Source organism: Brevibacterium sp. HMSC22B09 (assembly GCF_001806795.1).
Classification (GTDB): domain Bacteria; phylum Actinomycetota; class Actinomycetes; order Actinomycetales; family Brevibacteriaceae; genus Brevibacterium; species Brevibacterium ravenspurgense.
Genome location: NZ_KV786004.1, coordinates 141,895 through 160,890 on the forward strand (window position 1 = coordinate 141,895; position 18,996 = coordinate 160,890).

Sequence of the window (18,996 nt, forward strand, 5' to 3'; positions counted from 1 at the left end):
AAGGAGGACAGTGTGACCGAAGTCATCGACTCGCCGAGCAACGCCTCGGCAGAAGAAGTCACAGAAGCGCTCCTTGACGTCGTCGACCCGGAACTCGGCGTCAACGTCGTCGACCTCGGGCTCGTCTACGGGGTTGTTGTCGAAGAAGACGGCACTGCTGTCATCGACATCACCCTGACCTCGGCGGCGTGCCCGCTGAGCGACGTCATCGAGGACCAGATTGCCCAGGCTCTCGACGGGATCGTCCCGGCATTCCGCCTTAACTGGATCTGGATGCCGCCGTGGGGTCCCGAGAAGATCACGGAAGACGGCCGCATGCAGATGCGCGCTTTGGGCTTCAACATCTGATCATCTGATGTTTTGGGGGCGGGTAGAATCTACCCGCCCCCACACTTATTTCTAGGAGTTCTGTGACGATCATCGCCGCCGTTGACGGTTCCGCTCTTGGCAATCCCGGCCCCGCCGGGTGGGCCTGGTACATCAGCGAGGACCAGTGGGCCTCGGGTGGGTGGCCCAAAGCGACGAACAACCGCGGAGAGCTGCAGGCTGTCATCGAACTGCTGCGGGCCGTTGAGGATTCCGGTTCGGATGTTCACGTTCTGTGCGATTCGCAGTACGCTATCAACTCCATCACCAAGTGGATGGCCGGGTGGAAGAAGCGCGGATGGAAAAAGGCCGACGGCAAGCCCGTGCTCAACGACGATCTGATGAAGCAGCTGGACGAACTCATGTCTGCCGCCAAGTCTGCGGGCCGTTCCATTACCTACGAATGGGTGAAGGGCCACGCAGATCACCAGATGAACGAAAGGGCTGACGACCTCGCCCGCGCCGCTGCCGGCGCATACCAGAACGGCACGGAACCCGACAGCGGTCCCGGTTTTGCGGGAACTGTCGGAGACACCCGCAAGCCCGCCGATACCCGGGCAGAAGAGAACTCCCCAGAAGGCACCTCGGCAGCAGGCGCCTCTGCAGCCGGCAGCCCGGCCTCGGAAGAATCAGCCGAAGACACCGTGCGCATCTGGGCCGATGTCCCGCGGGACATCGCCTCCGCAATTGCTGAACAGGCACGCAGCGAGGGCGTCCGCCCGCAGGACTACCTGGCGGGCCTCGTTGAGAAGGCGGTCCGTGGATGATCGCCGCTTCCGGTCTTGAAATCACCGTCGGAGCACGCGTGCTCATGTCCGATGTCACCTTCCGGGTGGAAAAGGGCGACCGGGTTGGCCTGGTCGGGCGCAATGGCGCGGGCAAGACAACCTTGACGAAAGTGCTCATGGACGAGGTGCCGCCGAGTGCCGGACAGGTGTTCCGGTCTGGTTCGGTCGGCTATCTGCCGCAGGACCCGAGGACCGGCAACCTCCGCATGACGGGCAAAGAGAGGATCCTGGCAGGACGTGAGCTCGATGTGCTCGCCAAACGTCTGCGCCGGACCGAAGAGCAGATGTCCTCGCCAGACCCGGACACTGCATCGAAGGCAATCGACAAGTACCCCCGGATTGAAGACGAGTTCATCGCGGCCGGAGGCTACGCGGCAGAGTCCGAAGCCCTTGCGATCGCAGCTAATTTGGGGCTGGACGCTGAGCTTTTGAAACAGGAGCTTGAGACTCTGTCCGGTGGTCAGCGGCGCAGAGTGGAGCTTGCCCGCATCCTGTTCGAAGCGCCGAAGACCATGATCTTGGACGAACCGACCAACCACCTGGATGCCGAAAGCGTTCTGTGGCTGCGCGACTACCTCGCCAAATACCCCGGCGGGCTCATTATCATTTCGCACGACCTCGATTTGATCGACGAGGTTGTCAACAAGGTGTTCTTCCTTGACGCCACGCGTCAGTGCATTGACATCTACTCGATGGGCTATCGCCAGTACCTCAAACAGCGCGAAGACGATGAGCGGCGCAGGAGGCGCGAACGCGCCAACGCTGAAAAGAAAGCGGCGGCCCTGCACGCCCAGGCCGACAAGATGCGCGCGAAAGCCACAAAGACCGTCGCCGCGCAGAACATGGCCAAGCGCGCCGACCGCCTGCTGGCCGGCACACAGGGCGAGAGGCAGCGCGAAAAGGTCGCAGACCTCAGGTTCCCCGAACCGGCCAAGTGCGGCCGAGTACCGCTTGAAGCCAAGGGCTTGTCCAAGGCCTACGGTTCAACAGAGGTATTCACGGGTGTTGACCTCGCTGTTGACCGGGGGACGCGCGTGGTCATTCTCGGCTTCAACGGCGCCGGCAAGACAACCCTTCTGCGGCTTCTGGCTGGTGTCGAAGAGCCCGACAGCGGCGAAGTCGTGGCCGGGCACGGTCTTAAGCTCGGCTATTTTGCGCAGGAACACGACACTCTGGACCTCGACCGGACGGTTCTGGAGAACATGCAGTCAGCCGCACCAGACTCGTTTGACGACACGAAGGTGCGCACCGTGCTCGGTTCGTTCCTGTTCTCCGGCGACGATGTCGATAAACCCGCCAGTGTGCTCTCCGGTGGTGAGAAGACCCGCCTGGCCCTTGCGTGCCTCGTGGTGTCCTCAGCAAACGTGCTTCTTCTTGACGAACCGACAAACAACCTCGACCCCCAGTCGAGGGTTGAGATCCTCTCAGCCATTGAGCGCTACGAGGGTGCGATTCTGCTGGTGACACACGATGCGGGCGCAGTTGAGGCTCTTAACCCCGACCGGGTGCTTCTCCTGCCTGACGCAGACGAAGACCTGTGGAGCGACGACTACCTGGAGCTTGTCGAGCTGGCCTGAGTCGCCCTTGCGCGGCTGGGTGCGCTTGGGCCTGTGTTCGGCCGAGCAGCTTGCTTCAGCCCCAGCCCTGAGAATCCAATGCGGCGTCCTCGTCGTCTTCTGCCGAACGGTCGCGGCGACCTGACTTCACACGGCGTCGGCCGTCGCCGTAGCGACTTCCTGACGCCCGCACTCCGTGGGCGATAGCTGCCTTTTCCAGGACAACGTAGTCGGTGTTCTCTTCGGTCTTGCCTTCTGCAATTGCTTTGCGCTCCCGCACCAGCGCGACGATGAGAGCGCCGAGGGCCATGAGGCCGAACAGAATCCACTGCATCGTGTAGGACAGGTGGGAACCCGGGTCGACAGACGGCTTCGGCAGCGTCTGCAGGGACTGTTGCGCCTGCGGGTTTTCGGAGCCCACCTGGAGGTACAGACCCGTGTAGCCGCCCTCGTAGCCGTTCATGACCTTCGGGTCGAGCTGCTTGACGGTGCCGGGTGTGTTGTCGTCGGCATCGCCTTCTTCTGCCGGGCGGATCCAACCGTCAACCGTGACGGTGCCAGAAGGGGGAGCGGGGACGCTGCTCGGATCCGGATCGCTGGAGCTGGCGGTCCAGCCGCGCACAACCGCAACAGGACCGGCTTCGGTATTCAGGGGTGTCACGACGAAGTAGCCGGGTTGGCCGCTTAAGGGCCTGTTGCGCGCCAGTACCGTGCGCTCAGCGTCGTAGGTTCCGGTGACGGTCACGTGTTTCCAGTCGTCGTCATCCGGCAGTTGATCCGATGCCGATGGCACCGCGGCGTCCAGCTGCTGTGGTTGGGCACTGTAGTTGGCTTCGATGCGCTGGATTTCAGCGTTTCGGGCTTCCCGGCGGCTGTTCTGCCAGTTGGCCAAAAGCGCACAGGCAATGGCGAAGATGATCGCAATGGCGATGTAGCGAAGCCATTTTGCGGAGAAGATGAATCCGTAGCGCACTTATCCAGCTCCTGGGGGGATACGATCTGCGGGCACAGTTTCACGCAGAAATGATCGAAGTGTGAGGAATTCTTCGAGGGTTTCTCGATGCAGACTGCAGGCGAGCCACACTTTGCGGCGTTCGTCCGAGTGCAGTTTCGGGTTGTTCCACAGGAGCGCCCACGACGCCAATGCTGGGCAGCCTTTGGCTGAGCACTGCAGGTCAGTCATCGTCGCCCTCCACGATTTCGCCGTCGATGATGATCGGATCGTCGAAATCAGAGTGGTCCGGTTGGCTTCGTTCGCTCGGTGAGCCGAGCGAGGCGGCCGTCGGCACGGACGGCTCGGCGTCGGTTTGCTGGTAGCGGCGCTTGACCGCGTTGGCTATGAGAACTGCGATCCAGGGCAGAACAACGGCGCCGGCGACGAGCGTCCAGCGAAACCAGCCGTGTGCAAAGACCGCACCGACAAAGCAGACCATGCGAATGGCCATGAGAATCAGGTATTTGCGGGTGCGGGCGTTGAGATCAGCTTCGTGAGATTCGCTGGCCGAGGTGATGCTGACCGCGGGCCTGCTCTTCACGTTTCCCCACCTTTCAAACGGACTACAAAAGCATATCGCTCCTTTGTTGTGCAGCCACGCCCCACTGGGCTTTAGGCTAGGTTGGGAGAGATTGACTTCAGACTGAAAGGATCAGCGTGGCTGAACCCCGTGTTGTTCTTGTAACCGGCGGAAACCGCGGCATCGGTCGCACGATCGCCGAACGTTTCCTCGCCCAGGGCGACAAGGTCGCCGTCACCTCGCGCAACGGCGATGCTCCCGAAGGAGCTTTCGCAGTCGCCGCAGACGTCACGGACCTCGCGTCGCTCGAAGCGGCCTACGAGGCCATTGAAAAGGAGCTGGGCACGGTTGACGTCGTTGTGGCCAATGCCGGCATCACGCGCGACAACCTGCTGATGCGCATGTCGGAAGAGGACTTCGAGCAGGTCATCGACACCAACCTCACCGGCGTGTACCGCACCGTCAAGCCGGGCATCACCAACATGATCCGCTCGCGGTTCGGCCGCATCATCTTCATCTCCTCCGTTTCCGGTCTTTACGGCGTGCCCGGCCAGTTCAACTATTCGGCGGCTAAGGCCGGACTCGTGGGCATGGCACGTTCACTCACCCGCGAACTCGGTGCGCGCGGCATCACCGCAAACGTCGTAGCTCCCGGCTTCATCAAGACGGACATGACGGACGAACTGCCCGAGAAGCAGCAGAAGGAATACCTCGACACCATCCCGGCTAAGCGCTTCGCCCTTCCCGAAGAGGTTGCGGGCGTCGTCGCCTGGCTCGCATCGGACGATGCCGCCTATATCTCCGGCGCCGTCATTCCGGTCGACGGCGGCCTGGGCATGGGCCACTGACAGCAGAATCCTAAGAAAGGAACACCATGGGAATTCTTGAAGGCAAGCGCATCCTCGTCACGGGTGTGCTCACCGAATCGTCTATCGCCTTTTCGGCGGCCCGCCTGGCCCAGGAACAGGGTGCCGAAGTCATCCTGTCCTCCTTCGGCCGCCAGATGAAGATCACCTCGATCATCGCTGAACGTCTGCCGAAGCCCGCCGAAGTCATCGAACTCGACGCAACCAACGAAGACGACCTCGCGGCGCTGCCCGAACGTCTGGGCGGAAACATCGACGGCATTGTCCACGCAATCGCCTTCGCCCCGAAGGACGCACTCGGCGGTGTTTTCCTCGACACCCCGTGGGAGTCGGTGTCAAACGCGCTCCACGTGTCGGCGTACTCGCTCAAGGCCATTGCCGTGGCAGCTCAGCCGGTGCTCAACAAGGGAGCATCGATTGTCGGTCTGACGTTCGATGCAACTGTTGCCTGGCCCGCATACGACTGGATGGGTGTGTCCAAGGCTGCCCTTGAATCCACCAGCCGCTACCTGGCCCGCTACCTGGGTGAGCACGACATCCGCGTCAACCTCATTTCGGCAGGCCCGCTCAAGACGACCGCGGCGAAGTCCATCCCCGGCTTCGAGGCTTTCGAAGACGTGTGGGGCGACCGCGCACCACTCGGCTGGGATCAGAGCGACACGGAACCGGCAGGCCGCGGCATCGTCGCCCTGCTGTCCGACTGGTTCCCCAAGACCACCGGTTCGATGATCCACGTCGACGGCGGCCTGCACTCGACCGGATCCTGAGGGTGGGGCCATGCCGATTCTGATCTTCGCCCGCCACGCGCACGCTTCGCACGAACCCGGTCCGGACTACGACCGTCCGCTGACTGGGGAGGGGCGCGACGAAGCCCGCAGGGCTGGTGAATTTCTTGCGGATCTGCCGATCGACAGTGCCATCGCTTCGAGCGCGCGGCGCACAGCGGAAACCGCGCAGCTCATCATCGAACAGCTGAACGCTCAGCCTGAGCTCCGCCTGGATGACGCTCTGTACCAGGCGCAGGTGCTGGACTGGCGGGAAGCTGTAGCGACGATTCCGGCGGAGTCACAGGCTGCGATCATCGTGGGCCACAACCCCACGGTCGCCGATGCCGTGGCCGAGTTCTCCGGCCGTCCGGTTGAGAAGTTCCGCCCCAGCTCTATCGCAGTATTCGAGTTCGACAGCTGGGATGATGCGGCAGGAATCCTCCCTCAACCGCAGATCCGCGATTTCGTCCAAAGGGCGTGAATCAGCAGGCATGACAGCGGTTTGAGATCGACTGCATATAGACAGACGAGGCGGTGAGCACTCCAAGCTAGGTGCTCACCGCCTCATCTGTGTTGGCCTCTGCTCAGCGGTGCGAAGGTCGAATCGGTTAGAGGCTCATGCCCGTAAGCCCGGGGTAGACCGCGTCAAGGCGTCGGGTGCGCAGCTGGGCATCCGCGTGTTCCACGAGTGCCGGCTTGGCACAGAAGGCGATTCCGAAGCCGGCGGTTTCAATCATGTCGATGTCGTTTGCGCCATCGCCGATCGCCACGGTGCGGGCAATGTCGAGCCCTTCGTCTTCAACGATTTCCAGAAGTCGGCGGGCTTTCGTCTGCCTGTCGACAATCGGCCCGCTGACCCTGCCGGTGAGAGCACCGTCGACGATCTCCAGGCCGTTGGCGGTGACATCGTCAATGCCGAGGGGACCGGCGATCTGCTCGACGATCGCGGTGAAGCCACCAGAGACCAGCGCGATGTGGCATTCGGCATTGTGCAGGTTCGCAACGAGCTTTTCCACGCCCGGCGTCAGGGTGACAGACTCGGCGACTTCGTCAAGTGCTGAGGCCGGCACGCCGTTCAGCTGTTCGACGCGGTGAATGAGAGATTCGGCGAAGTCGAGCTCACCGGCCATCGCGCGCTCCGTCACGGCTCGCACCTCGGCTTCGCGGCCGGCGTGGGCTGCGAGCTTTTCAATGACCTCTTCGTTGATGAAGGTCGAATCGACGTCCATCACGACAAGCTCCGGGCCCAGCAGGCCCAACGGCAGCGGGACGGTCCACAGATCGCCGCCGGGGTACTGCTCCAGCAGTTCGCGGGCAACGATATCGCGTTCGTCTTCGTCAAACAGATCCGAGTGTACGAAGAGACCGCCGTCGTCGGTGATGATGCTCAGTCGATCCATGCCGCGATTCTATGTGAGTGCATCCGGTCTACTGAGCTCGGGTAACAGACCACACGACGGCCGCTGCCGCAGCGTGCAGGCGGGCCAGCAGCGCTCCGAATTCCGGCGGCTGCATGGTGTGGGGAGCCAAAACCGGTGACAGCAGTGAATGGATTTCGCAGGCTGTGACGAGACTTGCCGCCCACCTCGGCTCCGGCAGAAGGTCCCCGATGTTGTCTGCCAGGCGGCCCAGCGCCATGTCCGCCTGCCAGTCTCGCCACGGCGCCTGCCGGAGGTTCTCCGGCAGTTCGTCTCCCAGCCGTTCAACAAGAGCCAGCCCCTCCATCGTGCATTCGCGCAGCTCCCGCACCGCCTCGGCAGCCGAAACAGTGCCCAGAGGAGCAGAAGACACGGCAGCAGTGGGAATCACCTGGGCGGCTCCGTCGGCATTGAGCACGACGATGGCGCGCGAAACACCAGCCTGTTCAAGGACTGTGACACTTGAGACCCGGGCCAACAGACGCCGGTGCTCCCGATCGGTCCGCGGCACCCGGTGGGGAAGCGTGGGGTGGATGAAAACGGTGTGTGCCGAGTCGATGCCCTCCCGTCGCAGCTGTGCGGCCCACAGAAGAAGCCCCTGAGGCGTGTCAGAGCCGAACACTGGGTCGTCGACGATGAGGGGAACCGGGGTGCTGGCCGAGGCGTAGGCATCGACAATCGTGTCCGGTGAGCTGCGCTGGGAAAGCAGGCTCTGCAGCGCCGCGGCGAAGAACACAGCCGAAGCATCGGGAGAAAGGGGATTCATCCGCCCGAGTATAGGTGCCAGTGCGTTAGAGTCTGATACATGAGCACTGTCCTGCAGCTAGACAACGTCGGTGTCCGCCGAGGAGCCAACCACCTCCTCTCTGATTTCTCCCTCACGGTTGAAGAAGGTCAGCACTGGGCTGTTCTCGGCCCCAACGGCGCCGGAAAGACAACCCTTTTGGAGCTTGCGGCCGGACGCATGCATCCCACGGAAGGCACCGTCGACATCCTCGAGGAGCGCCTTGGACGCGTTGACGTCTTCGAGCTGCGCCCACGGATCGGCTACACGTCATCGCAGCTGGCAAAGCGGATTCCCGGCAGCGAAAAAGTCCACGATGTCGTGCTCACCGCCGCCTACGGCGTGCTGGGCCGCTGGGTCGAAGAGTACGACGAGATCGACCTCGACCGTGCTGATGACCTCCTGTCGGCCTTCGGCATCGCCGGCTTCGGCACCCGCCGTTTCGGCACACTGTCAGACGGCGAAAAGAAGCGCGTGCAGATTGCCCGTTCGCTCATGACCGACCCCGAACTCCTGCTGCTGGACGAACCGGCAACCGGTCTTGACCTGGGTGGACGCGAAGAGCTCCTGCAGGCACTGACTGAGATCATCGGCTCGAAGTACGCGCCGACCACCGTCATGGTGACCCACCACGTTGAAGAGATCCCGCAGTCGATGACGCACGCTCTGCTCATCCGCGAAGGCGGTGTCGTTGCAGCCGGCGACATCAAGGACACCATCACAGAAGCCAACCTGTCGGAGACATTCGGCCTGCCCATCCAGCTCACCGTCACCGAAGGGCGCTTCCACGCGCAGGCACGCCTGAGCTGATGGGTTCATTCACCCTCGTCGAGGCCCTGCTCATCTTCGCGGCGGGCCTCGGTGCCGGAGCAATCAACGCTGCTGTCGGCTCCGGCACGCTCATCACATTCCCAGCTCTCGTCGCCTTCGGCGTTCCACCGCAGACAGCGACTATGAGCAACGCACTGGGTCTTATCCCCGGCAATGTGGCCAGCTCCTTCGGCTACCGCAAGCAGATGGCCGGCTACGGCAAACAGGTGGCCGCTTGGCTGCCCGCGTCGATCCTCGGTTCAATCGTCGGCGCGCTGTTGCTGGTGGTTCTGCCGTCAACGACCTTTGAAGCTGTCGTTCCCGTGCTGATCGTGCTTGCGGTCATCATGGTGATCGGCCAGCCCTTCCTCAAGAAGGCGCTTGCCCAACGTGCCGCAAAAGCTGGCCGCACAGCTCCGGCCAAGCCGGAAGACGCCTCGAGCGCTATGAAGGCGGCAGTCCTTGCCGCGATCTTCTTCACCGCGATCTACGGCGGCTACTTCGCTGCCGCGCAGGGTGTTCTGCTCGTCGGTCTCCTGGGTGTGCTCACGGCGTACTCGCTGCAGCAGATCAACGGCTTCAAAAACGTTTTGGTGCTCGGCGTCAACACGGTTGCGGCGATCATCTACATGATCGTCGGCTTCGACAAGATCAACTGGACGGCCGTGCTCCTGGTGGCAGCCGGTTCGCTCATCGGCGGATACGCGGGAGCGAAGTTCGCCCAGAAACTGCCAGACCCGCTGTTGCGCGGCATCATCGTCGTCCTCAGCATCATTGCCTTCTTCCGCATCATCCAACTGTGAACACGCCGGCCAAACGCGATATCGACGACGCGCAGATACAGCAGATCCTCCGGGCTCACGGAATCGACGAATCCCGTGTCGTCCGCTCCGCCCACGCGCCCGAATCGCTGCTTGCGGACTACACGGACCTGACGGACGTTCAGCTGCGCAGCAAGCGGGAACCGGCCGAGGGCCTGTTCATTGCAGAGTCCTCCAAAATCGTCACGCGGGCTCTCGCGGCCGGTTACGCGGCGCGTTCGTTTCTTCTGCGGCCCAACTGGCTGGAGGATCTCGCGCCGCAGCTGGCTGGATCAGACGCTCCGATCATCCTGGGGACACCCGCAGAACTCGAGAGAATCGTCGGTTTCCACCTGCACAGGGGTGCCCTGGCCTCCATGGAACGGAAACCTCAGCCGAAGCTTAGGGGAATCCTTGGGCGGGCTGAGCGGATTGTGGTGCTGGAGGACATTGTCGACCACACCAATGTCGGTGCGATCTTCCGTTCTGCGGCCGCCCTGGGCGCCGATGCGGTTCTCATCAGCCCACGATGCGCCGACCCCCTGTACCGTCGGTCGATCCGGGTGTCGATGGGCACCGTGTTCTCGGTGCCGTGGGCGCGGATCGACCCCTGGCCGGCAGGCATCGACCTGCTGCGCGAACACGGCTTCACGACCGCGGCTCTCGCTCTGCGCGACGGAGCGATCAGCGTTCGCGAGTTCGCCCGCGCCGGCCATGCCAAAACTGCGCTGATCATGGGCACGGAAGGCGCTGGGCTCAGCCGCCGGACGATCGAAGCCGCCGATGCCTGCGTCATCATTCCCATGTCTCACGGAATCGATTCGCTCAATGTAGCCGCGGCAGCCGCTGTGGCTGTCTTTGCACTCCAGGAGGATGCCGATGGTTGAAATCACGCGCGATGCCGCTGCCGAGTCGCTGGTTGAAGGCGGGGTGACGGGAGAAGTCGCCACTCCGCGAGAGAACAACCTGTCGCACATCCAGAGGTTCTTGGCGCAGGAGCGCAACTTCGACTTCGGTGTGCCGCTCACCCAGGACTGGGATTACGAGTCCGTGTTCGACGTCATGGTCGCCCGCTGCGGTATCCGCTCGGAACGCGATTACACGGAGGGCGTTGACACGATCTCCACTGAACTGTGCCTTGATGGGCTGGATCGTCTGCGCGCTGCTGTATCCGAAGTCGCCGGACGCGGTGGGCGAACCCTGTTCGCCACGGGCCACCCTTCTGGTCTGCTGCCGGTTCACGAAGCCACGGCCGCCTGGGCTGAACAGTTGGGTGCTGACATTGTGCGCCTGGACCAGTTCATTCCGCTGCAGTCTGAGGGCGGGGACGTCCGCCAAATCGGCAGTGTGTGGCACTGGCACATTCACGGCGGTCTGCCGCACACCCACTTGGCAGAGCCCATGCACGCTCTGCTTGACGCACTGGAAGAAGCGGGCCAGCCCATGCCCGACCTCGTGGTTGCCGACCACGGCTGGGCAGGAGCAGCGGCCAGCAGGGGACTGCGCACCGTGGGCTACGCCGACTGCAACGACCCGGCGCTCTTCGTTGCCGAAGCTCAGGGGCAGGTGGAAGTCTGTGTGCCGCTGGATGACAACATTCCGCCGTACAACTACGCGGGGCTCATTCGCTGGCTGACTCGGTGAGGCAATCCTGAAACACCGTGGACCGCTGACACACTCGTCGCTTCGGTTCGCTTTGCAGGGGATGAGCCGGTATAGTTTCATAGGTTGACGCCTCAGCGTCGATCAATCCGAATTTGAGCAGCTGGCAGGCGACTCGGTCGCACCAGGGGCTCTGACGAATTCAAAGGAAAGACTTATGCAGAAGGACATTCACCCCGAATACCAGGCGGTTGTCTTCAACGACCTCGCTTCGGGCAAGAAGCTCCTGACCCGTTCGACGGTCAAGAGCGACAAGACCATCGAGTGGGAAGACGGCAACACCTACCCGCTCGTCGACGTTGAAATCTCGTCGGAATCGCACCCGTTCTACACCGGCAAGCAGCGCATCCTCGACTCCGCTGGCCGTGTCGAAAAGTTCAAGGACCGCTACAAGTCCTTCGGCAAGCGCAAGTAAGCAGCGCCGAAAAAGCCGCCGGATCCCTGCGTGGGACCGGCGGCTTTCTGCTTTCCGGACGCGAAATCTGGAGCGCACGCTTTCAGGCACCGCCTGCGAGGTGGATCTCACCTGACGGGCGGGACTGCTTCAGCTGACGGTGACGGCGACATCCGGGTGCGGCCAGACGCGGGCTGCCGGATGGAACATCGAGTTGACGCCCATGGCATTGGGCATGGAGCGGGCAATCCCGTGGGCAACCTTCACCTTGGCGCTGACGACCGCGTCGAGTGGTTTGTGCCCCAGCGCGAGGCCCGCGGCGATGGAGGACGCAAAGGAGCATCCGGCGCCGTTGACGAGTTCGTCATTGACCTTACGCGAGCGCAGCACGTGGACTTCCGAACCGTCGTAGAAGACATCGACGGCGTCGGGTCCGGGGAAGCGGGCGCCGCCCTTGACGACGACGCTTGCCGCGCCGAGTGCGTGCAGCTGTTTGGCGGCGGTAGTCATGTCCTCAACGGAGTCAAGGGAGTCGGCCCCAACCAGCTTTGCCGCTTCGTCCAGATTGGGCGTCATGACCGAGGCGGCGGGCACGTAGGTCTCCAACATCATCTGGGACAGATCGATCACACCCTTGCCGGTGCCCTTGTAGGTCAGCACGGGATCGAAGACGTACGGGGCGTCAATGTCGCGCAGGCGCTGGGCAAGCATGGGTGCTGTGTCAACACTTCCGAGCATGCCTGATTTGACGGCGTGGAAACGGTGGATGCCGAGCGTGGAATCGAACTGTCGGATCACACTTTCGGGCGTGGTGAAGTCAATAGTGTGATCAAAGCCCTCCGCCGGATCGAAGGTGACGATGCAGGTGAGGACAGATGCGCCGAAGACCCCGTATTCGTTGAACATCTTGAGGTCCGCGGCAATGCCGGCACCACCGGAAACATCGGATCCGGCAACTGTCAGCGCGCGTCGATGCGTCATAGTCTGTCTCCTTCTGACGTTCAGCTGCCGCCGGGGTAGCCCAGCTGGCGCCAGGCTTCGTAGGCGGCGATGGATGCGGAGTTGGCGAGGTTGAGGGAGCGGCGACTGGGCAGCATGGGGATGCGCACGCGCTCGTCAATCCGCGGGTCGTCGGCAACGCTCTGCGGCAGGCCCGTGGATTCACGACCGAAGAGCAGGACGTCGTCTTCGCGGTACTCAAGGCTGCCGAAGTGTTTGTCGGTGTGGGTTGTGAACGCAATGATGCGCCGGCCGGCCAGCTGTTCGAAGGCGTCGTCGATATTCGGGTGAACCGTAACGTGCGCGAGGTCGTGATAGTCCAGTCCCGCGCGGCGCAGCTTTGCGTCAGACAAATCGAAGCCCAGCGGTTCCACCAGGTGAAGATGAGCTCCCGTCACAGCGGCCAGACGGATGGCGTTGCCCGTATTGCCGGGGATTTCGGGAGTGTGGAAGACGATGCTGAGCTTCATAGGGCCACCAGTCTATTCGAAAATCCGTTTGCACTATTAGAACATGCGTTCGATACTGGAGGTATGTCCGTTCACGCCGTGCCCGCTGCACTCGCGCAGCTTCGCCGTCTGCCGGGCGTGAGCACTGCTCGCGACCTGGCGGACGCTAAGCTCGCGTTCCCCGTGGTCTCCGCTCTGCGCTCAGTGTTTCCCACTGGGCTTCCGCGCGGCGAGGTGACTGAGATCGTCGGTCCGCAGGCTCTGTCGCTGGCGCTGGCCGCCGTGGCTCGTCTGAGCGCGGAGGACCACTGGGCGGCCGCCGTGGGGGTGGGGGAGCCCGCTGTGCAGGCGATTGCCGACTACGGGGTTTCGCTCAGCCGCTTCGCCAGCGTTGAGGTTGACGCTCGCGACTGGCTGCGGGCAGTGTCGATTCTCGTGGAGTCCTTTTCTGCGATCATCGTCCGCCCGGGCTTTTCTCTCACACCCACCGAGCAGGCGCGCCTGCGAGCGAAAGTGCGTGAACGCAGCATGAGCCTCCTGGTGGTGGGCAGCAGCCGACAGCCGAAGGGAACCGCGGACCGCACGGTGTCTGTCTCTGCTCCGCGGTGGGCGGGCCTGGCCCAGGGCGCGGGAACGTTGAGCGAATGCGCCGTCACGGTCGACCGCGGTCGCGAACGCGTCCACCTGCTGCTGCCCGGAGCATCCGGCCGCGCTGAGGAAAGGGGCATCCGCCTTGTCTGATGCTCACCGCAGCGGCACCGCGGGATCAGCGGTCCAGAAGCAGCCGACCGAGCCCGGCGGAACGCTGCGCACACTCGTGCTTCACGTACCGGACTTCACCGCCGTCGCTCATGCCGAAGCCGCCGATGTTTCGCCGAGCACCCCAGCGGTTGTCCTGCATGCCGGGCGGGTCATCAGCGCAGACGCACAGGCCAGGGCCGCGGGTATTGCCGTGGGGCTGAACCGACGGGCAGTCGGCCACCGCTGCCCGCAGGCTGCCGTACTCAACTACAGTGAAGACACCGAACAGCGGCTTTTTGCCCGCAGCGTGGGAATCCTCGAAGACCGCATGGCTCGCTTCACCCTGCTTCGACCAGGCACCATCGGCGTTCCCGTCAGCTCTTTCGCCCGCACCCACACGGAAGACACCGCTGCAGAAGAGCTGCTGACGGCGCTGACCGACGCCACCGGCTGGGAAGTGCTGGCAGGCATTGCCGATTCACCGTTTGCAGCAGTTCTTGCAGCACATCGCTCACACCGCGTTGAACCAGGGCAAACAGCAGAGTTCCTCGCACCGCTGCCGGTCAGCACACTGGCAGAAGCCCACCCGGAGCGCTACGCGGACTTCACGCAGCAGCTGGGCCGTCTGGGGCTGGGAACTCTGAGCGATCTCGCAGCACTGTCAGCTGACAGCGTCTACACGCGCTTCGGCTCTGTCGGTCAGACAGCCAGGCTGTTGGCGGCGGGACTGACCGAATCTCTTCCAGCCACGCACCTTCGGACAGCCGATGTGACCGTCTCCTGTCCCATTGAACCGTCCACGGGCCGAACTGACGCACTGTCCTTCTACGCGCGCAGTGCTGCCGCAGACCTCTTCCGTCGTGTTCGCAGCACCGGGCTGGTGTGCACGCAGGTGACAGTCGTCCTCCATGATTCCAGCGCAGAGGCCGAACAGCGCACGTGGCGACTGCCGGACATGGACGAATCGCACATCGCCGACCGCGTCCGCTGGCAGGCTGACGGCTGGCTGGCCACACGAGGCGGGAGCGCAGAACCGCAGGCCTCGACGGCTGCCAGCCCACCTGATACGGGTGACGGAACAGATGACGGCATCAGCCTCATCGAACTCACAGCGGCTGAACTCGTCCGACCGCTGGAAAACGCCGCGGACCTCTTCAGCACGCGTTCCGGGGACGTCAGCCGCACACTCGAACGCCTGCAGGGTCTCTTCGGCCCCGACGCTGTACGCGTACCGCACGTGCAGGGCGGCCGTGAGCCCAGCGAAACAAACCTGTGGACCCCGTGGCAGCAGACACCTCGGCCGCTTAGGGACAGCCGGGCACCCTGGCCCGGTGCTCTCCCGGCACCCCAGCCGACCCTCGTCGACACAGCTGACATCGACCTTCTTGACGCCCACGGCAGCACTGTCGTGGCCAGACCCTCGGGGCTGGACAGTCCACCGGACAGGATTGTGTGGCCGGGCGGGGAGCACAGTCGTGTCATCGCCTACTCATCGGCGTGGCCGGTCGAAGCCGAATGGTGGGACCCACCGGGACAGTACCGGGTGCGTCTGCAGGTGCTGACCGACGACGACCGCGCTCTGCTGCTGAAAAAGGAAAACGGCCAGTGGTCAATAGCCGGCAGGTACGAATGAGCGGCTTCAACCCCCGCACACCGTGGTCAGAACTCGAACGCCGCCTATCAGCCACAAAGCCCGACCCCGCGGCCAGCCGCCCCGTCGGCGCCGGCTGGCCCGCCGCCTCGTCAGCGGAGCCCGCTCAGGCCCAGGCCGCACCGGCAGTGCGCACGGCTCCACACTCCGTCCGCTATGCCGAACTGCACGCGCATTCGGTCTACAGCTTCCTCGACGGAGCATCGCAGCCAGACGAACTGATAGCCGAAGCCGCCCGGACAGGACTGAGCGCAATGGCGCTGACAGACCACAACAGCCTCGGCGGTGCCGTGCAGTTCGCTCAGGCCGCCCGCGAACACGATGTCCCCACGGTGTTCGGTGCGGAACTGTCGCTCGGACTGCAGGAAAAGATTCCCGGTCAGATCGACCCGGAGGCTCACCACCTGCAGGTGCTCGCCGTCGGAGTGGAGGGGTACCGTCAGCTCTCAGCGGCGATCACCCGAGCCAATATGCGCGGCGAAAAGAACCGGCCGGTGTTCGAACTCGAAGAACTCGCCGCTCTTGAGGCCGACTGGAAGATCCTCACCGGCTGCCGCAAAGGGCATTTGGGGCGGGCACTCAATGATCCCGACGGGGGAGCTGCGGCGCTGCGACGGCTGGTTGACCTGTTCGGCCGCGATCGGGTCGTCGTCGAACTCACTCGCTTCGGACTGCCGGGCGACGATGCGCGCATAGCCCACCTGCAGGAGCTCGCCGCCCGGTTTCGTCTGCCCGCTGCGGCAACAAACGCAGTGCACTACGCCGACCGCACAAGATTCCACGATGCGCAGGTGCGGGCCTCCATCCGCTCGCGCCTGCCGCTGTCTGAACTGGCCGGGTGGCTGCCTCCAACAGCCTCGGCCAGGATTCACACACCCGCCGAAATGCTGGCGCGCTTCGGATCCGGTCCGGTCACGACTGCTGCAGCCATCGGCGAGGAATGCGCGTTCGAGCTGCGCGCAGCACGCGCCGGACTGCCCAGCCCGCCCGTACCAGCTGGGAGAACAGACGCCGAGCACCTGCGCGACCTGGTGATTCAAGGAGCCCGGAAACGGTACGGCAGTCCGGAACAGGCACCTCGGGCGTGGGAGCAGATCCACCGTGAACTCGACGTCATCGACTCCATGGGGCTGGCCGGCTACTTCCTCATAGTCGAAGATATTGCGCGATTCTGCCGTGAGAACAACATCTTCTGCCAGGGGAGAGGCTCAGCGGCGAACTCGGCGGTGTGCTTTGTCCTCGGCGTAACCGCCGTCGACGCCGTCCAGTTCCAGCTGCTGTTCGACCGCTTCCTCAGCCCCGAGCGTGCGGGCTACCCGGACATCGACCTCGACATCGAATCCAGTCGCCGCGAAGAGGTCATCCAGTACACCTACCGCACATACGGGCGCGACCGTGCCGCACAGGTGGCCAACTACATCACCTACAGGCCCCGCTCAGCCATTCGCGATGCCGCTCACGCCCTGGGCTACAGTCCCGGCCAGCAGGACGCCTTCACGAAGGGCGTCAGCCGCTGGCGAACCTTGCCTCCCGCAGACGAATCCCCGGCTCCACCCCAAGTGCTCCAGGTTGCGGAGGCTCTGCTGGGCACACCGCGTCACCTGGGGATCCACTCCGGCGGCATGGTGCTCGCCGACCGCCCACTGGGCGAAGTCGTGCCCATCGAACAGGCCTCCATGCCCGGCCGCACCGTCCTGCAGTGGGACAAAGACGACTGCGCGGCAATGGACTTAGTGAAGTTCGATCTTCTGGGACTCGGCATGCTCGGTGCCCTGCACGAAATGGTCGACCTCGTTCAGCAGCACACGGGAACACTCATCGACAGGGCACAGATACCCCAGGAGGACGGGGTCTACGACATGCTGTGCCGGGCTGATGCCCTAGGTGTGTTCCAAGTGGAGTCACGCGCTCAGCTGGCCACACTCCCCAGACTCAAACCCCGCAACTTCTATGACCTCGCGGTACAGGTGGCGCTCATCCGCCCCGGCCCCATCCAGGGTGGATCCGTCCACCCGTATATTCGCCGCCGGCAGGGTCTGGAGGACGTTGACTACATTCACCCCAGCACGCGGCGGGCACTGGAAAAGACGCTCGGCGTTCCGCTGTTTCAGGAACAGCTCATGCAGCTGGCAATCGATGTTGCGGGTTTTTCGGGAACGGATGCCGATGAGCTGCGCCGCGCCATGGGTGCTTCCCGCAGTCAGCGGAAGATGCGCGAACTTCAGCAGCGCTTCCACACAGGGTGCAGACAGCGAGGGATTGACGAACAGACAGCGCAGGTCATCTTCGACAAGATCGCAGCGTTTGCCAACTACGGCTTTCCCGAATCCCACGCTCTGTCCTTTGCCGGCCTGGTCTATGAGTCCGCGTGGTTCAAATACCGCCACCACGCGGCCTTCACAGCTGGGCTTCTGCGCAGTCAGCCGATGGGCTTCTATTCGTCACAGTCGCTCATTTCCGACGCCCGGCGCCACGGCATTGCCATCCGCCCGGTGCACATCAATCTTTCCGCTGCACGCACGGATCTCGAGGCGGATGCTGAGTCTTCCGGCGGGTTCGCCATCCGCTTGGGACTGGATGAGGTCAAAGGCGTTGCCGATGCTGCTTCTGCCCTAGAGCGGGAACGGCAGGTGGGGGAGTACACCTCGATCGTCGATGTCGCCGAACGCACCGGGGTGGGGGTGCGGGTCCTTGAGGCTCTTGCCACGGCCGGGGCTTTTGACTGTTTCGAGGTGGATCGCCGGCAGGCACTGTGGACGGCCGGTGCTTTGGGACGGGCGGGACCGCAGACGCTGCCGGGGACCGCACCGGCTGCACAGCCTCCCACGCTGCCGGCTATGGACGACTTCGATGTCACGCTCGCGCAGCTGTTCTCTACCGGAATCACGGTCGAGGGCTATCCGACGGAGCACCTGCGCGCGCAGCTTGCTGCTCGCGGCTGCTGGTCGACGGCGGACGTGCAGCGTGCCGCCCAGGGCCAGCGCGTGACCGTTGCCGGAATTGTGACGCACCGTCAGCGGCCGAGCACGTCCCAGGGCATCACCTTTATCAACCTGGAAGACGAATTCGGCATGCTCAACATCGTGTGCACCCGCGGGCTCATCCGCCGTTTTTCACCCCACGCGCTGACCCGTAGCGCAATTGCCGTCACGGGGCTCATCCAGCGTGCGGGAAGCGTCATCAGCCTCTACGCCCACAGCATCGTGCCGCTGGAAGTCGACGTCCCCATCCGCTCCCGCGACTTCCAGTAGAGCCGCAGCTTTGGGCAGAAACCGGTCCTTTTGGGTCGAGCAGGACAGGTTCATGACGCGAACAGACGACTCTATGACCGAATGTGACGAGCCGTGACGCAGACATGACGAGACCGCGGCCGCGGGCCAGAAGCCGAACCTAGCGTGAGCATCAGCATCCCAGACCACACCAGATCCGGG

At 63.7% G+C, this 18,996-nt stretch carries 20 protein-coding genes; 14 read left to right on the forward strand and 6 right to left on the reverse strand.

Features of this window, described 5'->3' with window-relative positions; translation table 11 throughout:
• Window positions 1-12 precede the first annotated feature (12 nt).
• The 3 genes from HMPREF3087_RS02915 (at window position 13) to HMPREF3087_RS02925 (ending at window position 2,731) form a co-directional block, all read left to right on the forward strand.
• Window positions 13-348: a metal-sulfur cluster assembly factor gene (locus HMPREF3087_RS02915; RefSeq protein WP_019175051.1), complete on the forward strand. Its 336-nt coding sequence runs from the start codon at window positions 13-15 to the stop codon at window positions 346-348.
• Between the two features lie 62 nt (window positions 349-410).
• Entirely contained in the window at window positions 411-1,133 is a 723-nt protein-coding gene (locus HMPREF3087_RS02920) for a ribonuclease H family protein (protein WP_070427986.1), read from the forward strand.
• A complete protein-coding gene (locus HMPREF3087_RS02925) occupies window positions 1,130-2,731 on the forward strand; it encodes an ABC-F family ATP-binding cassette domain-containing protein (protein WP_070427987.1) in 1,602 nt (533 codons plus the stop codon). The genes HMPREF3087_RS02920 and HMPREF3087_RS02925 overlap by 4 nt, the downstream gene beginning before the upstream one ends.
• Window positions 2,732-2,786: 55 nt before the next feature.
• Here HMPREF3087_RS02925 and HMPREF3087_RS02930 read toward each other — a convergent pair whose 3' ends face one another.
• Together HMPREF3087_RS02930 and HMPREF3087_RS02940 are read right to left on the reverse strand one after the other, a co-directional pair.
• Window positions 2,787-3,683 (reverse strand): SURF1 family cytochrome oxidase biogenesis protein, encoded by an 897-nt coding sequence (locus HMPREF3087_RS02930; protein ID WP_062021310.1) that lies wholly within the window; start codon window positions 3,681-3,683, stop codon window positions 2,787-2,789.
• A 202-nt stretch (window positions 3,684-3,885) separates the two neighbouring features.
• Window positions 3,886-4,245: a DUF3099 domain-containing protein gene (locus tag HMPREF3087_RS02940; RefSeq protein ID WP_070427989.1), complete on the reverse strand. Its 360-nt coding sequence runs from the start codon at window positions 4,243-4,245 to the stop codon at window positions 3,886-3,888.
• 116 nt (window positions 4,246-4,361) lie between these two features.
• Between HMPREF3087_RS02940 and HMPREF3087_RS02945 the strand changes: the two genes are divergently transcribed.
• The 3 genes from HMPREF3087_RS02945 to HMPREF3087_RS02955 are packed head-to-tail and all read left to right on the forward strand — an operon-like array spanning window position 4,362 to window position 6,338.
• The gene (locus tag HMPREF3087_RS02945) at window positions 4,362-5,072 is read left to right on the forward strand and encodes a beta-ketoacyl-ACP reductase (RefSeq protein WP_070423470.1); all 711 of its coding nucleotides are present in this window, start codon (window positions 4,362-4,364) and stop codon (window positions 5,070-5,072) included.
• Window positions 5,073-5,098: 26 nt separating this feature from the next.
• Window positions 5,099-5,857, forward strand: coding sequence for an enoyl-ACP reductase FabI (gene fabI, locus HMPREF3087_RS02950; protein ID WP_061942899.1), 759 nt, complete (start codon window positions 5,099-5,101; stop codon window positions 5,855-5,857).
• A 10-nt stretch (window positions 5,858-5,867) separates the two neighbouring features.
• Window positions 5,868-6,338, forward strand: a complete 471-nt coding sequence (locus HMPREF3087_RS02955; protein ID WP_019175043.1) for a SixA phosphatase family protein — start codon at window positions 5,868-5,870, stop codon at window positions 6,336-6,338.
• Between the two features lie 127 nt (window positions 6,339-6,465).
• On the opposite strand, the gene serB is transcribed toward HMPREF3087_RS02955, so the two are convergent.
• Both serB and HMPREF3087_RS02965 read right to left on the reverse strand, forming a co-directional pair.
• Window positions 6,466-7,257, reverse strand: coding sequence for a phosphoserine phosphatase SerB (gene serB / locus HMPREF3087_RS02960; protein WP_070427990.1), 792 nt, complete (start codon window positions 7,255-7,257; stop codon window positions 6,466-6,468).
• A 28-nt stretch (window positions 7,258-7,285) separates the two neighbouring features.
• Window positions 7,286-8,041 carry a hypothetical protein gene (locus HMPREF3087_RS02965; protein ID WP_070427991.1) on the reverse strand — a complete coding sequence of 252 codons (756 nt, stop codon included), beginning with the start codon at window positions 8,039-8,041 and terminating at the stop codon, window positions 7,286-7,288.
• A 39-nt stretch (window positions 8,042-8,080) separates the two neighbouring features.
• Between HMPREF3087_RS02965 and HMPREF3087_RS02970 the strand changes: the two genes are divergently transcribed.
• The 5 genes from HMPREF3087_RS02970 (at window position 8,081) to HMPREF3087_RS02990 (ending at window position 11,746) form a co-directional block, all read left to right on the forward strand.
• Window positions 8,081-8,869, forward strand: coding sequence for an ABC transporter ATP-binding protein (locus tag HMPREF3087_RS02970; protein ID WP_019175040.1), 789 nt, complete (start codon window positions 8,081-8,083; stop codon window positions 8,867-8,869).
• Window positions 8,869-9,672: a sulfite exporter TauE/SafE family protein gene (locus HMPREF3087_RS02975; RefSeq protein WP_070427992.1), complete on the forward strand. Its 804-nt coding sequence runs from the start codon at window positions 8,869-8,871 to the stop codon at window positions 9,670-9,672. Before HMPREF3087_RS02970 ends, HMPREF3087_RS02975 begins: the two co-directional genes overlap by 1 nt.
• Window positions 9,669-10,556 carry a TrmH family RNA methyltransferase gene (locus HMPREF3087_RS02980; RefSeq protein ID WP_176744997.1) on the forward strand — a complete coding sequence of 296 codons (888 nt, stop codon included), beginning with the start codon at window positions 9,669-9,671 and terminating at the stop codon, window positions 10,554-10,556. Before HMPREF3087_RS02975 ends, HMPREF3087_RS02980 begins: the two co-directional genes overlap by 4 nt.
• Window positions 10,549-11,313 (forward strand): phosphatase, encoded by a 765-nt coding sequence (locus HMPREF3087_RS02985; protein ID WP_083271997.1) that lies wholly within the window; start codon window positions 10,549-10,551, stop codon window positions 11,311-11,313. The genes HMPREF3087_RS02980 and HMPREF3087_RS02985 overlap by 8 nt, the downstream gene beginning before the upstream one ends.
• A gap of 175 nt (window positions 11,314-11,488) precedes the next feature.
• A complete protein-coding gene (locus HMPREF3087_RS02990; protein ID WP_019175036.1) occupies window positions 11,489-11,746 on the forward strand; it encodes a type B 50S ribosomal protein L31 in 258 nt (85 codons plus the stop codon).
• Between the two features lie 129 nt (window positions 11,747-11,875).
• Here the strand turns inward: HMPREF3087_RS02990 and HMPREF3087_RS02995 are convergent, their stop codons facing one another.
• Both HMPREF3087_RS02995 and HMPREF3087_RS03000 read right to left on the reverse strand, forming a co-directional pair.
• Window positions 11,876-12,706, reverse strand: coding sequence for a bifunctional hydroxymethylpyrimidine kinase/phosphomethylpyrimidine kinase (locus HMPREF3087_RS02995; RefSeq protein WP_070427994.1), 831 nt, complete (start codon window positions 12,704-12,706; stop codon window positions 11,876-11,878).
• 20 nt (window positions 12,707-12,726) lie between these two features.
• A complete protein-coding gene (locus HMPREF3087_RS03000) occupies window positions 12,727-13,194 on the reverse strand; it encodes a tRNA (cytidine(34)-2'-O)-methyltransferase (RefSeq protein WP_061942883.1) in 468 nt (155 codons plus the stop codon).
• A 63-nt stretch (window positions 13,195-13,257) separates the two neighbouring features.
• Between HMPREF3087_RS03000 and HMPREF3087_RS03005 the strand changes: the two genes are divergently transcribed.
• Genes HMPREF3087_RS03005 through HMPREF3087_RS03015 form a run of 3 tightly spaced genes read left to right on the forward strand, consistent with a single transcriptional unit; the run spans window position 13,258 to window position 18,816 of the window.
• Complete coding sequence (locus HMPREF3087_RS03005; protein WP_070427995.1) at window positions 13,258-13,914, forward strand: hypothetical protein; 657 nt, start codon at window positions 13,258-13,260, stop codon at window positions 13,912-13,914.
• Window positions 13,907-15,547, forward strand: a complete 1,641-nt coding sequence (locus tag HMPREF3087_RS03010; protein WP_176744998.1) for a DNA polymerase Y family protein — start codon at window positions 13,907-13,909, stop codon at window positions 15,545-15,547. The genes HMPREF3087_RS03005 and HMPREF3087_RS03010 overlap by 8 nt, the downstream gene beginning before the upstream one ends.
• Window positions 15,544-18,816, forward strand: coding sequence for an error-prone DNA polymerase (locus tag HMPREF3087_RS03015; protein ID WP_083271998.1), 3,273 nt, complete (start codon window positions 15,544-15,546; stop codon window positions 18,814-18,816). Before HMPREF3087_RS03010 ends, HMPREF3087_RS03015 begins: the two co-directional genes overlap by 4 nt.
• Window positions 18,817-18,996 lie beyond the last annotated feature (180 nt).

What these genes read in the sequence shown, in the direction of transcription:
- HMPREF3087_RS02955 (WP_019175043.1), top strand. Translation starts at nt 5,868, where the DNA reads ATGCCGATTCTGATCTTCGCCCGCCACGCGCACGCTTCGCACGAACCC.
- HMPREF3087_RS02975 (WP_070427992.1), top strand. Translation starts at nt 8,869, where the DNA reads ATGGGTTCATTCACCCTCGTCGAGGCCCTGCTCATCTTCGCGGCGGGC.
- serB (WP_070427990.1), bottom strand. Translation starts at nt 7,257, where the DNA reads ATGGATCGACTGAGCATCATCACCGACGACGGCGGTCTCTTCGTACAC.
- HMPREF3087_RS03000 (WP_061942883.1), bottom strand. Translation starts at nt 13,194, where the DNA reads ATGAAGCTCAGCATCGTCTTCCACACTCCCGAAATCCCCGGCAATACG.
- HMPREF3087_RS03005 (WP_070427995.1), top strand. Translation starts at nt 13,258, where the DNA reads ATGTCCGTTCACGCCGTGCCCGCTGCACTCGCGCAGCTTCGCCGTCTG.
- fabI (WP_061942899.1), top strand. Translation starts at nt 5,099, where the DNA reads ATGGGAATTCTTGAAGGCAAGCGCATCCTCGTCACGGGTGTGCTCACC.
- HMPREF3087_RS02990 (WP_019175036.1), top strand. Translation starts at nt 11,489, where the DNA reads ATGCAGAAGGACATTCACCCCGAATACCAGGCGGTTGTCTTCAACGAC.
- HMPREF3087_RS03015 (WP_083271998.1), top strand. Translation starts at nt 15,544, where the DNA reads ATGAGCGGCTTCAACCCCCGCACACCGTGGTCAGAACTCGAACGCCGC.
- HMPREF3087_RS02965 (WP_070427991.1), bottom strand. Translation starts at nt 8,041, where the DNA reads ATGAATCCCCTTTCTCCCGATGCTTCGGCTGTGTTCTTCGCCGCGGCG.
- HMPREF3087_RS02995 (WP_070427994.1), bottom strand. Translation starts at nt 12,706, where the DNA reads ATGACGCATCGACGCGCGCTGACAGTTGCCGGATCCGATGTTTCCGGT.
- HMPREF3087_RS02985 (WP_083271997.1), top strand. Translation starts at nt 10,549, where the DNA reads ATGGTTGAAATCACGCGCGATGCCGCTGCCGAGTCGCTGGTTGAAGGC.
- HMPREF3087_RS02970 (WP_019175040.1), top strand. Translation starts at nt 8,081, where the DNA reads ATGAGCACTGTCCTGCAGCTAGACAACGTCGGTGTCCGCCGAGGAGCC.
- HMPREF3087_RS02925 (WP_070427987.1), top strand. Translation starts at nt 1,130, where the DNA reads ATGATCGCCGCTTCCGGTCTTGAAATCACCGTCGGAGCACGCGTGCTC.